Genomic DNA, 14,997 nt, shown 5'->3' with positions numbered 1-14,997 from the left:
GACCTTGGGGGGCAGAGCCAACGGTGGCCTGATGGACCCTGCGCTTTCACCGAACGCGGACGTGCTCGCGCAGTGCCACCATATTCGTTACCGCCCAAGGTGCGCTACGCAGCGACACCGTTTTGGAGTTGGGCTGCGACCTCCCTCCCTTCCGGGCCGATCCACGAGAACCATTCGGCGTAAGGATGGCATTCGGCGAAGACGACCGGGTGTCCTGATTCCGGGAGCCCGCTCCACTGCGTTACCGTGACTTCAACGGCGGTTCGACCCGGATTCCATTCGAGGCCAACCCGCACGAGTGGTGCCGCCGGACTTGCTGCTCGACCTGCCTCGGCCATTGCCCAGTCGATCATTCTGCGGTCGCTTTCAGGAAGGAACTGGGTGACCATCGAATGGAATATGACGCGCCGCTCACCCTGCGGCTGCTGCGCGGCAAGTTCGCGGACAAGCCATTCGCCGGCACGGCCCCTGTCGACCTGTGGGGGATGGACCCGGGCGATCGCGATAGCTGCCCGCAGGCGCTCCGATCGCACTTGCTCGCCAGGCCAGATATAGGCGTGAAGCCGCTCACTGTCGGCGTCACGGCGCACGTCGAGGGGGTTCAGGTCCACGCCCTTTGCGCTGGCCAGATCGATCCGTTCGCCTTTGGGCGACGGGCCGATCCAGCGTGGCGCAATGGATACAGCACTGGCAGGGTCAAGGGCTTCGCGGTCGTCGCGTCGGAAGTGCGCGCGCTTGAACACCGTTCCGTAGACGAATGCCCGGCTCGTGAAGCCCCCGGCAAGACGAACGACTTCGCCGACCGATGTGCCGGGGGCGACGAAGTAGTTGCCGGGGCGCTGGACTTCGCCTTCAAGCCGCACAAGCACGGACTGCTTCTCGATCGGGCGGGCAAGGCTGCCCTTGGCGAGTATCTGCAGCACGTCGCCGCCTTCGGCCGGGGAGAGGGCAAGCTGGGCGCGGGGCAACTCGCGGCTGCCGATACTATCGCGGTCTGCCAAACGGTAGAGGATGACGCGATCGGGATCGGCAAGCTGGTTGGGGCCGCCGGCGTAGGCGAGAAGATCCTCAAGCGTTTCCTGCCCGCGCAGTTCGTAAATCGCTTCCTCGTTGGCGCTGCCGATCACGGCGACTTGCTTGCCCACCGGGGGAACGAACAGCACGTCTTCGTTGCGTAGGATCGGATCGCGCGAGCGATCGCCCTTGCGCAGGATGTCGTAGAGATCGAAATCCTGCACTTCCTGCCCATTGCGGTAGAGCTTGACGCTGCGCAGGCTGCCACCCGCGTTGGGGCCACCGGCAGCGATCAGGGCGCCGAGCAGGGTAGACAGCGAGTTCACCGTGTAAACGCCGGGCTGCTGCGCGAAACCGGTCACGAACACCCGGATGCCGTGGAGCTTCTTGATGCTGACGGACACGTCATAGCCGCGATATTGGGCGCCAATGGCCTGTGAGACGTGCCGCTTGAGATCGCGATAACGGACCCCGATGAGGCTGACCTCGCCAATATTCGGGAGAAAGATGCGTCCATTGGCGTCCACCGAGAATTCGGCGCTGCCGACGACGGACCCGGTCAGGTTGATCGCGATGACATCGCCCACGCCGATGGGATAATCGGGCGGAATGACGAGAGCCGAGGGCACGGAGTAGTCGGTGGCGCTGGGCACCAAAAGGTCTGCGCCGAAGCGGGAGACCTTCCGACCGGCCATGCTCGCGAGGAACTGTTCGAATTCGCTCAGCTTCGGTTCGGGCCGCTTGGCGTCGTTGCTGGAAGTGGCACGGTTTATCTTGTCGGTGCCGGACCCGGACGAGCCTTCGGCAGTGACGTCGCGCTCGCTGCTGCTTCTCGTGGTTTGTGTGATGTCGAGCGGCGTGAACTGGGTCGATGTCGTGGCGGTTTCGCTCTCGTCATCATCGCGCTGCCCGCTCTGCTGGGAATTCTGTTGCGATTCCTGTTGTGCGTACACGGGCGCAGCAATGGCCAGCAGGCTCCCCGCGATTGCGGGAATAATGCCCCGCGCGAAAAGCATGGGGCGACCGGGAGGGGGGCTGATGGGCATGACGCTTTCTTTTCTTGATCAGGCTGGAGCCGGAACGCCGGGAGCAAGGGTTTTGGTGTGCGACTGTCCGAGCCAGTCCATCGTTTCTCGGATGCCCTCGATCAGCGGCACGCGGGCAATCCCGTGCGACCTGAGGAGGGCGTCGTAGCTGGCGTCATCGCCGTGATAGATGTCGGCATCGGGTGCAATGATCGCCGCGCGGTCAACTCCGCACCCCGGAACCAAGCTGGCGACGAGCCGGGCGATGTCCCCCAGCTCCATCGGCTCTCCACCGCTGTCGAAACATGAGACGCCTTCATCGCGCAGCATCATCGCCAGGACGAGGCTCAGCAATTCGCGCAAGCTGGCATAGGCTCGGACCACCTGACGGGGGCTGCGCACTGCAACGGGCCTGCCGGCCAGCGCATCGAGAATGAAGCTGGCAATGGCATAGGCTTCGGGCTTGTTGATGCGGGGGCCAAGCAAAGCATAGATGCGCACGATGGCGGCCGTGGCCTGGCGTTCGTGTGCCCACGCGGCAAAGCGCTCCTCCTCTTCGAGCTTGAGCTGCCCATATAGTTTGAGCGCACCTTGGGCGCTGCCGGCTACGACTTTTGCGGCGGCACCGGACGAGGCGACGAACAGGCCCGTGGTGCCAATTGCGTCCAGTGCGGCAAGCACCTGTCCGGTGATGGCGCGATTGGATGCGGCGTAGTCACGTTCGTCCATTGCCACAGCACGATCCTTGGTCAGGAAGGCGGTGTGAAATACCCACGTCGGCGCATGGGGAAGGTCGGTGATGGAAGAAAGCGCGGCTTGCGGCAGAGTGCTGCCATCGGCCAGCACCAAATCTCTGGCGCTCGATCCGAAAGCGCGGACGCGTTCCCGGACAACCTCTGGGCCAAGCGCGACGCTCAACAGGTCGAGCAGGGCAAGGCCGATCCATCCGCCCGCACCGGTGATGACGATGCGATGCCCATCCTTGCGCAGAGCCTCTGCAACGACTGGATCAAGCATGGGCGCCTGCCAGAATGGTGCCGGCAAGATCTCTGAATCCGTCAAAGCTGCGGTCGGGGTTGGGGATGTAGTCTGCCTTGGCGTAGCCGTGGGTGAGGAACATGAACGGCATGCCGAGGCGGTCGGCGACAGCGTGATCGATCTCGCTGTCGCCAATGAACAGGCAATCGCGCGGCCCCACCTGCAGCGCTTCAAGGACTGCTTCAAGCAGATCGGGTGCAGGTTTCGCCGGAACACCCTGGCGCCCGCCTACAACCGAAGAGAACAGGTGCGCGAGGTCGGTGTCCGCCAGAACCTTGTCGACAAGCTGTTGCGGCTTGTTCGAGCAGATTGCCAACGTGAAACCCATGCCGCGCGATCGACCACAATCCCCAGATTGCGAGCAGGCTTCCCGACAGGCCGAGGCCGTTCAAGACCGGACCCTGCCCGTACCACACCAGATTCTGCCAAGGAGAGCCACCGGTTGCGCCGAGATGATGGGCCTGTGCCTCGCCCTGCAGGTTCCGCCACAGCGTTTCGTGATCCAGCACAAGGTAGGGGGAGATCAGCAGCAGCAGTGCGAGAGTCAGCGCGCCGAACGCCGCGACCCTTGCGAGGCTCTCGCGAAAGGAAGCCTCACCTTTGCTCCATCGATTCAGCAGGACCGCGATCATCGGCAAGGCACCCAGTGCAAACGGCCACTTGGTGGCGACGGCCAGGGCCAGCCAGACCGCCGCCCATACGAAGCGGCTGTTCGAGGGCTCGCGCGCATGGCGTGCCGTGGCGATCAGGCAGGCAAGCAGAAAGCTTGTCGCCATTATGTCTGATCTGATGACTTGCGCCCAGGTCACTGCCAAGGGGCTGACCGCAAGGACCAATCCCGCGCCCAGTGCTACCTTTCGATCGAGAAGTTCGTCGGCGAGGCGCATGGTCAGCCAGACGCTGAGCACTCCGAACGCGGCCATGACTATGCGTCCCGGCAGGATCACCAATGTCGGATCGGCAAAGACCGCGTCGGCAAAGGCTGTGGGCGATGCGAAGTGGCCGCTGACGTAGCCCGCTGCGAACACGATCAGGTCTACCAGCGCGAGAACGTACATGGTCGTTGTGGCGGGATGGCCGAACCATCCGGGATTGAGCGTGCCGGTGCGCAGTATGCGGATGGCACCCATCTCGAACATCAGTTCGTCAGGATCATTGAGTGCAGGCAGGCCGAAATCGATGTGCTGCAGGCGCAAGGCTGCTGCCACAAACAGAACGGCCACCACAATGATCTTCAACCTGATACTGGTCATTCGCAGGTCTGATCAGCCGTATGCGGTGCCGCAAGCGTGGAGTCCGGGTGCGGCATGTTATCAGTTGGTCCCTGTCCGTGCCCGCGTTACTGCCGACCACTCTTCGCAAAGAGAACACGGCGGGGAATGACAGCGAGCTTCAAGGCACCCTAGAGCCTGTCGTCGCAATAGTCCGCGTCGGGCCGCTCCATTTTGGATTCACTTTCGATAAGCCGAGCGGCGACCCGACCGTCAGAACGGGATCTCCGCGCCATCCCAGGCCATCAACCTGCCGGATTGGGCTATCGTCAGGCCGTCGATCACGTCGAGCAGATGCCGCGCCGACCGCTCAGGTGTGAACAGCTTCCCTGCAGGAACACCGCGCTGGAACGGGCGGGACAGGGGCGTGTCAACCGTGCCGGGATGCAGCGTGACGGCCACGGCGTGAGGGTGCGTGCGGGCGAGCTCGATCGCCAGGTTCCTGACGAGCATGTTCAGCGCTGCTTTGGAAGAACGGTACGAATGCCAGCCGCCGAGGCGATTGTCGCTGATCGAGCCGACCCGGGCGGAGATCGCGGCAAACACGGCAGGCCGGTCCCTGGGCAGCAGGGGCAGGGTGTGACGTGCGATTAGGGCAGGACCGATGGTATTGATGGCGTAGAGCTCGGCCATCGTGCCGGCATCGAGTGCGCGCCATGACTTTTCGGGGCCTTCGCCGGTTTCGCGAACCAGACGGCCGGTCGCCACGATCACAAGGTCGAGCGGCGTGCCGATCGCTTCACAGGCCACAGAGATCGAGCTTTCGTCGAGCAGGTCGAAGCGGTGGGCCACGACCTTGCCATGGCCCGCGCCGCCGCTGCGCGACAGGGCGTGGACTGCTTGCACGTCTTCACGCGCGGCGAGGAGGGCGGTCAGGGCGGAGCCGATGCCGCCGCTCGCGCCGAATACGGCGCAACGTTTCATCATGGTCATCACGCCGTTGATGGACCTGTGGCAACGCTCCGTCGATATGACCCAAGGCATGGTGCTGTGTTGCGAGTATAAGACAGCTTGCGCGCAGCCGCGCGACATACCATGTTGCCAAAGATACCGTTGAACGCGTTCAATTCCGAAAGTCCCAGCACGATGGCTTCCACACCGACCGAAACCGCGACGATGACCCCGATCAGCCTGACTCCGCCCGATCCGGTGCCGGTGGTCGCGCCCGCGCAGGCGGCAGGACTGGTGCCGGTGTCGGACGAGAACCGGTCCAAGCTGGAGGCCAAGGTCGATGCCTTCGTGGCTGACCTCATCTCGGTCGACGCGCAGAGCCCGGAATTCGGCAAGAAGGTCGACCAGCTTACCAACATGGGCCGCAAGGAGATTTCGCAGGCAGCGGGCATGTCGAACCGGTTTCTCGACCGGCCGATCCGTGCGATGGACAAGGATACAGGCGTCGGCGCCGACCTTGCCGCGCTGCGCCGGACGATCGAGGACCTCGATCCCGGCCGGCAGGGCAACCTGTCTTCAGGCCGCAAGTTCCTGGGGATCATCCCCTTCGGCAACAGCCTGAAGAAGTATTTCGACGGCTACACCTCGGCGCAGGGGCACATCAAGGCCATCCTCGAACGCCTGGCCTCGGGCAAGGATGAGCTGCTGATGGACAACGCCGGTATCGACGTCGAGCGCCAGAAGCTGTGGGAAGCGATGGGCAATCTTGAGCAGATGATCCACATCTCCAGGACGCTCGACGCCAAGCTTGAGGAGGCTGCCGCCGACCTCGACCATACCGATCCGGCCAAGGCCAAGGCAATCCGCGAAAGCGCGCTGTTCTATACCCGCCAGCGCACGCAGGACCTGCTGACGCAGATGGCGGTGACGGTGCAGGGCTATCTCGCGCTCGATCTGGTCAAGAAGAACAATGTCGAACTGGTCAAGGGCGTGGACCGCGCGAGTACCACGACGGTGGCGGCGCTGCGCACGGCAGTGACCGTGGCGCAGGCGATGACCAACCAGCGGCTGGTGCTGCAGCAGATCACCGCGCTCAACACCACGACGGCGAACATGATCGATTCCACCGGCAAGTTGCTGCGCGAGCAGACCGGCAAGATCCACGAGATGGCCGCGTCGAGCACGATCCCGCTGGAGACGCTGCAGCGCGCCTTCCAGAACATCTACGACACGATGGACACCATCGATACCTTCAAGCTCAAGGCGCTGGACGCGATGAAGCAGACCGTCGACACGCTTTCGGGCGAGGTCGAGAAGTCGAAGGGCTACATCGCGCGGGCGGAAGGTGCGGCGCAGGCCAAGCTGGCCGGCCCGGAAACCTCGCCGCTGCTGACGCTGGAGGGCTGAGCAGCGCATGGCCAATTCCTCGGCACATGACAGCGACCGTATCCTTGCCGAAGCGCGCTCCTCGCTGGTGCGCCAGCAGGCAGGGGGGCGACGCAGCATCGGCAAGCGTTCGGCCGAACTGAAGCGCCAGCACTTCGGCAAGAAGGCCGCGCGCATGGCGATGTCGGTCGGCGTGCTGCTGGTGGGTGCGATGGTGGCGGGGATGATCCTCGATGGCATCGGCGTTACCGGGGTGATGGTGCTGGGCCTGGCGATCATTGCTGCGCTGGCATTCTTCGCGAAATATCCGAAGATGAAGGTCCCTGATCTTTCAGCGCTGAACACCGGCGATGTTCGCACGATGGTCGGGCGGACCGAACTGTGGCTTGAGGCCCAGCGTCCGGCGCTGCCTGCGCCTGCGGTGCAGTTGGTGGACCAGATCGGCGTGCAGCTCGATGGGCTGGGGCTGCAGCTGGAAGGCATCGATCCGGCCGAACCTGCCGCAGTCGAAGTGCGCAAGCTGGTGGGCGAGCATCTGCCGGGCATGGTCGAAAGCTACCGCAAGATTCCGCAGCACCTGCGGCGCGAGGAGCGCGGCGGGCGCAATGCCGATCAGCAGCTGGCCGATGGTCTTGCCAAGATCAGCAAGGAAATCGACGAGATCACGCGGCAGCTGGCGGCGGGCGATCTCGATGCGCTGGCCGTGCGCGGACGCTATCTGGACTATCGCTATGGGGAAGGTCTAGAGGCCGCGCCACAGCTTGAAGCTCCGAAGGTCTACTGATGCGTATCGCCATTCCCCACTCGCTCGACCGTGACGAAGCGCGCCGCCGCCTGCGCGAGAAGGCTGCGCAGGCGGCGGCCAAGGCCGATGGCATGGCGACCGTTAGCACCGCCTTCACCGATGACGACCACATGGTGATGACCGTCAGCGCGATGGGCTACACGCTCGATTGCGGAGTGGAACTGGCCGAGAAGGAGCTTGTGGTCGAGGTGGATATTCCCGCCAGCCTAGGCTTTGCCAAGCGCATGATCGAAGGCGTGATCCGCGAGAAGAGCGGCAAGCTGCTGACGTGAAGCCAGGGGCGCAGCCCTGAAGGCCGCGCCCTCTCCAGATCAGGCCTTTTCCAGTTGCGGGCGGTTGGCGACGAGGTTGTCGACCACGCTGGGATCGGCCAGCGTCGAGGTATCGCCAAGGTTCGACATGTCGTTCTCGCCGATCTTGCGCAGAATGCGGCGCATGATCTTGCCCGAGCGGGTCTTGGGCAGGCCGGGGGCGAACTGGATCACGTCGGGCGTGGCGATCGGGCCGATTTCGTGGCGCACCCACTGGATCAGTTCCTTGCGCAGCGCCTCGTCCGGCTCGACCTCGGCATTGCAGGTGACGAAGGCGTAGATGCCCTGGCCCTTGATGCCGTGCGGCATGCCGACGACCGCCGCTTCGGCAACCTTGGCGTGGGCAACCAGCGCGCTTTCGATCTCGGCGGTGCCCATGCGATGGCCCGAGACGTTGATCACGTCGTCGATACGGCCGGTGATCCAGTAGTATCCGTCCTCGTCGCGCCGACAGCCGTCACCGGTGAAATAGAGGCCCTTGAAGGTGCTGAAATAGGTCTGGAAGAAGCGCTCGTGATCACCCCACACGGTGCGCATCTGGCCGGGCCATGAGTCGGTGATGACCAGGCAGCCGTCGGTCGCACCTTCGAGGAAGTTGCCCTCATTGTCGACAAGGGCGGGCTTCACGCCGAAGAACGGGCGGCTGGCCGAGCCGGGCTTGAGCGGCGTGGCGCCCGGCAGCGGGGTGATCATCGCCGCGCCGGTTTCGGTCTGCCACCACGTGTCGACGATCGGGCAGCGGCTGTCGCCCACGACCTTGTGATACCATTCCCAGGCCTCGGGATTGATCGGCTCACCCACCGAGCCCAGCAGGCGCAGCGAGGCGCGGCTGGTCTGCTTCACCCAGTCATCGCCTTCGCGCATCAGGGCGCGCAGGGCAGTGGGAGCCCCATAGAAGATCTCGACCTTGAACTTGTCGACCACCTGCCAGAAGCGGCTGGGATCGGGGAAGTTCGGCACGCCTTCGAACATCACGGTGGTCGCGCCGTTGGCGAGCGGTCCGTAGACGACATAGGAGTGGCCGGTGACCCAGCCGATGTCGGCCGCGCACCAGTAGATCTGGCCGGGACGGTAATCGAACACGTACTGGTGGGTCATCGAGGCCCAGACCGAGTAGCCGCCGGTGGTATGCAGCACGCCCTTGGGCTTGCCGGTGGAGCCTGAAGTGTAGAGGATGAACAGCGGGTCTTCCGCATTCATTTCCTCGGGCGCGCAGTCCGCGCTTTGCGCCGAAACGCCGGTGGCCCAATCAACGTCGCGGCCTTCAACCATCGGCACGTCGGCACCGGTGTGTCGCAGCACGATGACACTGTCGACGCCCGGACACTGCTTGAGCGCTTCGTCGACGTTGGCCTTGAGCGGGACCTTCTTGCCGCCGCGCAGGCCTTCGTCAGACGTCAGGACGATGCGGCTGTCGCAGTCGATGATGCGACCGGCAAGGGCATCCGGGCTGAAACCTGCAAAGACGATCGAGTGGATCGCGCCGATGCGGGCGCAGGCAAGCATGGCGACGGCGGCTTCGGGCACCATCGGCAGGTAGATCGTGACTCGCTCCCCGCGCTTCACCCCTTGCGCCTTGAGCAGGTTGGCAAAGCGGCAGACCTGTTCGTGCAGCTCGCGGTAAGTGATCTCGCGGTGGGGCGTGGCAGGGCTGTCCGGCTCCCACAGGACGGCGATCTGTTCGCCGCGCTCTGCCAGGTGGCGGTCAAGGCAGTTGGCCGAGAGGTTGAGGGTGCCGTCCTCGAACCAGCGGATGCCGAAATCGGCTTCGTGATAGGAAGTGTTCTTCACCTTGGTAAAGGGCTTGATCCAGTCGAGCCGCTTGCCGTGTTCGGCCCAGAAGGTTTCGGGATCTTCCACCGACTGGCGGTACATCTCGAAGTAGCCCGTTTCATCGACAAGGGCGTTCTCGGCCCATTGCGCGGGAACCGGATAGACTGCCTTGCCCATGATCAACTCTCTCCTCTGGCTTCTTCGATCTTGCCTGGCGGTTTACCGCCTGAGGCCCCGCCGGGCTTTTAGACAATAGTCGTAGATATGGTCGATCCCGCCGAGCGGGCAAGGCCCGGCAGGCCCCGTCACGCGGCAGGATGTTGCGATTGCGCCCGGTGTGGCGCAAGGCTTGGCCATGGCTTGTTTTTCCGATTATCACGCGCATGTCTATTTCGACCCTTCGGAGACGGAGGAAGCTGGCGCGCTGTGCATGAGAATGCGCGACGAACTTGGCGTCGCAATGGGGCGCGTGCATGCTCGTCCGGTTGGCCCGCATCCGCGAGGCTCTTGCCAGATGACGATCCCGGCGGACCGAATCGGCGCGGCCATCGCCTGGATGATGGAAAATCGTGGGCACTTCACGATCTTCTGCCACGGCAACAGCGGCAACGATCTGGACGATCACACACGCCATGTCATGTGGTTGGGCGATAGCGAGGCCCTGAACCTTGCTCAATTCGGATCAAATCAGTCAAAAATGTAAATCAGCAATATTTTGTCGCATTTCCGCCCGTTATGCGCAAAACGGTGCCTTCAGCTAGAGGACTTGTCGGTCTGCGGGGGCGAACGGATCGGGCAGGCGCAAACAGGGCGCCAAACCGCCGGTTTTCCCCAGCAAACGTCACCATAGTGCCTGTTCTTCAACCTTGGCACCACGGGCGTCACTGCTATCGTGCACCGTGTTGCTGCAACCGCGCCGGAGCTTTATGCAATCTCCATCAATCGTACTTGTGGAAGACGACGGGCCGCTGCGGACGCTGACCGCGCGTGCCCTGCGGGAAAACGGCTACAATGTCCGCACTGCTGCCACTGGCGCAGAAATGTGGGTCGCGCTGGAAAGCGAGCCGGCCGACCTGGTCGTGCTTGACATCATGTTGCCGGGAACGAGCGGGATCGAGCTGTTCCGCCGCCTGCGCAAGCAAAGCGACGTGCCCATCATCTTCGTCTCCGCTCGCGGCAGCGAGGAGGATCGCGTCCTCGGGCTTGAACTCGGCGCAGACGATTATCTGCCCAAGCCCTTCAGCACGCGCGAACTGGTGGCCCGGATCGGCGCGGTGCTGCGTCGCGGGGCCAACGCCGTCACCGATACCGCTGGCGATACGGGCAGCCGGAGCGGCGACATCCATTTTGACGGCTGGTCCGTATCGATGGCCCGGCGCGAACTGCATTCGCCCAGCGGCGCGATGGTTGACCTGACGGGGGCCGAATTCGATCTGCTGGCCACGTTCATCGGGCAGCCACAGCGCGTGCTGGGGCGCGAACGCCTGATCGAACTCTCGCGAACCCGTCTGGGTGACAGTTCGGATCGCAGCGTCGACGTGCTGGTCAGTCGCCTGCGGCGCAAGCTCTCCGCGGCCGGAGGCAATGCCCCGATCGTGACGGTTCGCGGTGTCGGCTACATGTTCAAGGCCGAAGTGCAGCGCGCCTGATGCTGTCGCGCCGCTTTGGCCTGCCCGAGCGGCTGCTGGCAATCCTGCTGCTTGTCGCGTTGGTCGATTTTGCGGCCAATACCCTGTTGTTCGATCGTGCCAGCCAATTCGCGCTGCGCGAGGATGATGCTGCGCGCGTTGCCGAAAACCTCATCATCGCCACGCGTGCGATCGAGCGAGCGCCGGTCACCGAACGCCAGCAGGTTGCCAGGGATCTCAGTTCGGCCCGGTTCGCGCTCGACTGGCAGCCGTCAGGCAAGCGTCCGAGCGGTTCCATCCAGCTTTCACGCCTGCGCGAACAGATCATAGAAGACGCACCCGAACTCGGCCGTGCCGATTTGCAGTTGCATCTCAAGCCGGTCGCCGTCGCTGGCAATGTCTCAGGTTCACTGGTCTTGCCTGACCGCAGCGTCGTTCAGTTTCAGACCTATGCCAGCGATGCCTGGACACTCAATGCCGGGCGCATCCTCACGTTGATGATGCCGACCCTGGCGCTCGTGCTGCTGGCCTGGGTCCTGTTTCGGGCCACGCTGGCGCCGTTGCGGACGCTGGTCCGGGCGTCGAAAACGGTTGGTTCGGGGCCGCCGCAACTTCTTTCCGAACAGGGCACGGCGGAAGTCCGCGACCTGATCCATGCCTTCAATGAGATGCAGCAGCGCGTCTATGAATCCATGACCAATCGCACGCAGTCCATGCTGGCGATAGGACATGATCTGCGCACGCCGCTCTCGCGCATGCAACTGCGCGTCGAAAGCCTCGATCTTGATGAGGAAACGCGCGAGGGCATGAGCGCTGACCTTGGCGAGATGCGACACATGCTCGAATCGCTGCAGGCCTTCGTCGAATCCGGTGGGAGTCGCTTGCCGGCAGAGCGTATTGACGTTGCCGTCATGGCGCAGACTCTGGTGGACACGGCGGCCGACAATGGCGCGGATGCCACCTTTCACGGGCTTGAAAGCCTCGAGATCATGGCGCGTCCCGTCTCGGTGCGACGTGCTCTTTCCAATCTGATCGAGAATGCAATCCATTACGCTGGCAACGTGCGGGTTACCGTACGGCGCGTTGACGGGGCGGCCGAGCTACAGTTCGATGACGATGGCCCCGGCATTCCGGCCGAGCGGATCGAGGATGTTCTGCAACCGTTCGTCCGTCTGGACACGGCGCGTGCCCGCGACACACCGGGAATGGGCCTTGGCCTCGCCATCGTGCGCCGAGCAATCCAGCTGGACAATGGCACCTTGCAATTGCGCAACCGGCCCACGGGAGGGCTCTGCGTCACGGTCTGTTTCCCGTTGGCGACGAATTGAAGCGTTCCGAAACAGTTCGTTACACGCCCGCGCCGTTACGGAAAGATGCGACACATACTTTGACTAGCTTCCGGGCGACCTCAGTCGGTTGTCGATTCTAGTGAAAGGTCCAGCACCGTGAACGAACTTATCGGCCGCGTCTTCAGCTTCGAAAAGACCATCTTTCCCGACAGCCGCGAGCTGTTCGGCAAGCTCGTGAGCGAGGGGCAGTCTCCCAAGGCGCTGATGATCTCCTGCGCGGACTCGCGCATCGTTCCCGAACAGATCATGCAGGCCCAGCCCGGCGAGCTGTTCGTGTGCCGTAATGCCGGAAACATGGTTCCGCCCTACGCGACCATGAACGGCGGTGTGACCTCGACCGTCGAATATGCGGTCATGGCGCTCGGCGTGCGTGACATCATCGTTTGCGGCCATTCCGACTGTGGCGCGATGAAGGCTCTCTCCGCGCCGACGCTGCCGGAAGGCATGCCGAACGTGGTTGCGTGGTTGCGTCATGGTGCCGCAGCCGAAAGCGTCGTTTCAAGCTGCTCGCCCCACCTCGACACCGACGAGCGTGTCCGCGCGGTCAGCCTGCAGAACGTCATCGTCCAGCTTGATCACCTGCGCACTCATCCTTCGGTGGCGACGGCAATTGCCAAGGGTGAAATGTCGCTGCACGGCTGGTTCGTCGACATCAGTGCCGGCATGGTGCTTGGTCTCGATGGCGATACGGGCGAGTTCGTGCCGCTGCGCGAAGACAAGCCCCTGCCGGTGGCGCTTCCCGCCCGGTCGCGCCGCATTCTCGATACCTGGACCGCCGAGGCCGCAGAATGACAGCCGCGACCAGCGATAGTGCCGGTGGCGGGATTTCCCGCTACTTCGTGCGCGATTTCACCGCGTCGATCGTGGTGTTCCTTGTCGCCATGCCCTTGTGCATGGGGATCGCCATTGCTTCCGGCGTGCCGCCGGAGAAAGGGCTGGTCACCGGGATCATCGGCGGGATCGTCGTTGGCCTCCTCGCCGGTTCGCCGCTGCAGGTAAGCGGGCCGGCCGCGGGCCTTGCCGTGATCGTCTTCGAATTCGTTCGCGACAATGGCCTGTCCGCTCTCGGGCCGGTACTGGTGCTGGCTGGCGCCCTGCAATTCGTCGCGGGTGTGGCCAGGCTGGGGGGCGTATTCCGCGCGATCTCGCCTGCAGTGGTCCATGGCATGCTGGCCGGGATCGGCGCGCTGATCGTGATCGGGCAGTTCCATATCCTGTTCGACGCCAAGCCTCTTTCCAACGGCATTGACAATCTTGCCATGATGCCAGCGCGCGTGCTTGGCCTGACCCCGTTCGATCTGCGTTCGACGGAACTCGCCCTCATGCTCGGCCTGCTCACCATCGGTACGATGCTGGCGTGGGAAAAGCTCAAGCCGGCAAGGCTTGGCCTGGTCCCGGGCGCGCTGCTTGGCGTGCTGGCGGCGACAGGCGTGGCGTGGGGCCTCGGGCTCGACGTGGCGCGGATTGCCGTTCCGGATTCGATCGGTGCTGCCTTCGCTCTGCCCGGTGGTGACTTCCTTGCTCCGCTGACCAACGGCTCGCTGATCGTCTCGGCGATTGCCATCGCCTTCATCGCCAGCGCTGAAACCCTGCTTTCGGCCGCAGCGGTTGACCGGATGCACGATGGCGTGCGGACGGACTACAACAAGGAATTGCGGGCGCAGGGCGTGGGCAACCTGCTTTGTGGCGTGGTCAACGCTCTGCCGATGACGGGCGTGATTGTGCGCAGTTCGGCCAACGTTCAGGCGGGTGCGATGACCCGCATGTCTGCGGTCATGCACGGAGTGTGGATACTCGGCTTTGTGGCCCTGCTGCCCTTTATCCTGCGCGAAGTGCCGATGGCGGCGCTGGGCGGCGTTCTCGTGGTCACCGGATGGAAGCTGGTCAGCATCAAGCAGGTTCGCCGCCTCTTTGACGTGCACGGCTTCATGCCAGCTCTGATCTGGGTCGCGACCTTCACACTCGTCGTGACGACCGACCTCCTGACAGGTGTGCTCGTCGGTCTTGCGCTGTCTGCGCTCGAACTTGTTCCGCACCTGCGTAACCTGCGCTTCCGCGTGGGCGAGCAGACCGTGGGCGAAACCGTGCGGCTTGAACTGGAAGGCGCGGCCACTTTCCTCGGTCTTACGCGCCTCACCAATGCTCTCGAGCAGGTTCCGGTTGCCAAGCCTGTCCACGTCGATCTCGATCGTGTCCACGCGATGGACCACACCACTGCCGAGATGCTGACGGAGTGGCTGGCGCGTCGCAAGCAGCGCGGGAATGCGGTGACCGTTTCGGGCCCCGCGCCGTTGCTGAAGACACTGGCGCACGTCTGACCACTGGCTTGATTCAGGGCCAAAGCTGGCAAATCGCGCGCGACATCCCACCCCCTCTTGTTGCGCGCATGGTGGCAAGAGTCCGCAGAAATTGCGGGCTCTTGCCACTTTGCACAAGAATCTATCTTGCAGTGCAGCAAAACCGGGTGTAATACTTTGGGCTCTGCAGTGACGTCGCTCCGTTCTTG

General features: G+C 63.8%; 14 protein-coding genes. 8 read left to right on the top strand and 6 right to left on the bottom strand.

What is annotated here, in order from left to right; all coding sequences use genetic code 11:
- Positions 1-104: 104 nt before the first annotated feature.
- From IM701_RS12695 to IM701_RS12675, 5 genes are all read right to left on the bottom strand, one after another.
- Positions 105-2,060 (bottom strand): DUF2332 family protein, encoded by a 1,956-nt coding sequence (locus tag IM701_RS12695; RefSeq protein WP_193827136.1) that lies wholly within the window; start codon positions 2,058-2,060, stop codon positions 105-107.
- Between the two features lie 18 nt (positions 2,061-2,078).
- Entirely contained in the window at positions 2,079-3,056 is a 978-nt protein-coding gene (locus IM701_RS12690) for an NAD(P)-dependent oxidoreductase (protein ID WP_193827135.1), read from the bottom strand.
- Entirely contained in the window at positions 3,049-3,348 is a 300-nt protein-coding gene (locus tag IM701_RS21915) for an HAD family hydrolase (protein ID WP_230487861.1), read from the bottom strand. Before IM701_RS21915 ends, IM701_RS12690 begins: the two co-directional genes overlap by 8 nt.
- Positions 3,260-4,330, bottom strand: a complete 1,071-nt coding sequence (locus IM701_RS12680) for a glycosyltransferase family 39 protein (protein WP_193827134.1) — start codon at positions 4,328-4,330, stop codon at positions 3,260-3,262. Before IM701_RS12680 ends, IM701_RS21915 begins: the two co-directional genes overlap by 89 nt.
- Before the next feature lie 231 nt (positions 4,331-4,561).
- Complete coding sequence (locus IM701_RS12675) at positions 4,562-5,272, bottom strand: SDR family NAD(P)-dependent oxidoreductase (RefSeq protein WP_370584364.1); 711 nt, start codon at positions 5,270-5,272, stop codon at positions 4,562-4,564.
- Between the two features lie 162 nt (positions 5,273-5,434).
- Between IM701_RS12675 and IM701_RS12670 the strand changes: the two genes are divergently transcribed.
- Genes IM701_RS12670 through IM701_RS12660 form a run of 3 tightly spaced genes read left to right on the top strand, consistent with a single transcriptional unit; the run spans position 5,435 to position 7,702 of the window.
- Positions 5,435-6,646, top strand: a complete 1,212-nt coding sequence (locus tag IM701_RS12670) for a toxic anion resistance protein (RefSeq protein WP_039331967.1) — start codon at positions 5,435-5,437, stop codon at positions 6,644-6,646.
- A 7-nt stretch (positions 6,647-6,653) separates the two neighbouring features.
- Complete coding sequence (locus IM701_RS12665) at positions 6,654-7,409, top strand: hypothetical protein (RefSeq protein WP_039331770.1); 756 nt, start codon at positions 6,654-6,656, stop codon at positions 7,407-7,409.
- Complete coding sequence (locus IM701_RS12660) at positions 7,409-7,702, top strand: polyhydroxyalkanoic acid system family protein (RefSeq protein ID WP_039331771.1); 294 nt, start codon at positions 7,409-7,411, stop codon at positions 7,700-7,702. Before IM701_RS12665 ends, IM701_RS12660 begins: the two co-directional genes overlap by 1 nt.
- A 39-nt stretch (positions 7,703-7,741) precedes the next feature.
- Here the strand turns inward: IM701_RS12660 and acs are convergent, their stop codons facing one another.
- A complete protein-coding gene (acs, locus tag IM701_RS12655) occupies positions 7,742-9,691 on the bottom strand; it encodes an acetate--CoA ligase (RefSeq protein ID WP_193827132.1) in 1,950 nt (649 codons plus the stop codon).
- Between the two features lie 160 nt (positions 9,692-9,851).
- Between acs and IM701_RS12650 the strand changes: the two genes are divergently transcribed.
- From IM701_RS12650 to IM701_RS12630, 5 genes are all read left to right on the top strand, one after another.
- Positions 9,852-10,217 (top strand): DOPA 4,5-dioxygenase family protein, encoded by a 366-nt coding sequence (locus tag IM701_RS12650; RefSeq protein ID WP_230487697.1) that lies wholly within the window; start codon positions 9,852-9,854, stop codon positions 10,215-10,217.
- A 223-nt stretch (positions 10,218-10,440) separates the two neighbouring features.
- The gene (locus tag IM701_RS12645) at positions 10,441-11,163 is read left to right on the top strand and encodes a response regulator transcription factor (protein WP_039331775.1); all 723 of its coding nucleotides are present in this window, start codon (positions 10,441-10,443) and stop codon (positions 11,161-11,163) included.
- Positions 11,163-12,470 (top strand): ATP-binding protein, encoded by a 1,308-nt coding sequence (locus tag IM701_RS12640; protein ID WP_193827131.1) that lies wholly within the window; start codon positions 11,163-11,165, stop codon positions 12,468-12,470. Before IM701_RS12645 ends, IM701_RS12640 begins: the two co-directional genes overlap by 1 nt.
- A gap of 117 nt (positions 12,471-12,587) precedes the next feature.
- On the top strand, positions 12,588-13,283 hold the full coding sequence (locus IM701_RS12635) for a carbonic anhydrase (protein ID WP_193827130.1): 696 nt from the start codon (positions 12,588-12,590) through the stop codon (positions 13,281-13,283).
- Positions 13,280-14,809, top strand: a complete 1,530-nt coding sequence (locus tag IM701_RS12630; RefSeq protein ID WP_193827129.1) for a SulP family inorganic anion transporter — start codon at positions 13,280-13,282, stop codon at positions 14,807-14,809. The genes IM701_RS12635 and IM701_RS12630 overlap by 4 nt, the downstream gene beginning before the upstream one ends.
- The last annotated feature ends 188 nt before the right edge of the window (positions 14,810-14,997 follow it).

Origin of the sequence: Novosphingobium sp. ES2-1, from assembly GCF_015169775.1 — a bacterium.
GTDB lineage: Bacteria > Pseudomonadota > Alphaproteobacteria > Sphingomonadales > Sphingomonadaceae > Novosphingobium > Novosphingobium subterraneum.
The sequence above is the reverse complement of the archived record's forward strand: the minus strand, read 5'-3'. Positions and strand labels throughout refer to the sequence as shown.

Excerpts from the sequence above, each read along its gene's own strand:
- IM701_RS12675 (WP_370584364.1), bottom strand. The coding sequence starts at position 5,272 with ATGAAACGTTGCGCCGTATTCGGCGCGAGCGGCGGCATCGGCTCCGCC.
- IM701_RS12630 (WP_193827129.1), top strand. The coding sequence starts at position 13,280 with ATGACAGCCGCGACCAGCGATAGTGCCGGTGGCGGGATTTCCCGCTAC.
- IM701_RS12665 (WP_039331770.1), top strand. The coding sequence starts at position 6,654 with ATGGCCAATTCCTCGGCACATGACAGCGACCGTATCCTTGCCGAAGCG.
- IM701_RS12670 (WP_039331967.1), top strand. The coding sequence starts at position 5,435 with ATGGCTTCCACACCGACCGAAACCGCGACGATGACCCCGATCAGCCTG.
- IM701_RS12640 (WP_193827131.1), top strand. The coding sequence starts at position 11,163 with ATGCTGTCGCGCCGCTTTGGCCTGCCCGAGCGGCTGCTGGCAATCCTG.
- acs (WP_193827132.1), bottom strand. The coding sequence starts at position 9,691 with ATGGGCAAGGCAGTCTATCCGGTTCCCGCGCAATGGGCCGAGAACGCC.
- IM701_RS12660 (WP_039331771.1), top strand. The coding sequence starts at position 7,409 with ATGCGTATCGCCATTCCCCACTCGCTCGACCGTGACGAAGCGCGCCGC.
- IM701_RS12690 (WP_193827135.1), bottom strand. The coding sequence starts at position 3,056 with ATGCTTGATCCAGTCGTTGCAGAGGCTCTGCGCAAGGATGGGCATCGC.
- IM701_RS12645 (WP_039331775.1), top strand. The coding sequence starts at position 10,441 with ATGCAATCTCCATCAATCGTACTTGTGGAAGACGACGGGCCGCTGCGG.
- IM701_RS12680 (WP_193827134.1), bottom strand. The coding sequence starts at position 4,330 with ATGACCAGTATCAGGTTGAAGATCATTGTGGTGGCCGTTCTGTTTGTG.
- IM701_RS12695 (WP_193827136.1), bottom strand. The coding sequence starts at position 2,060 with ATGCCCATCAGCCCCCCTCCCGGTCGCCCCATGCTTTTCGCGCGGGGC.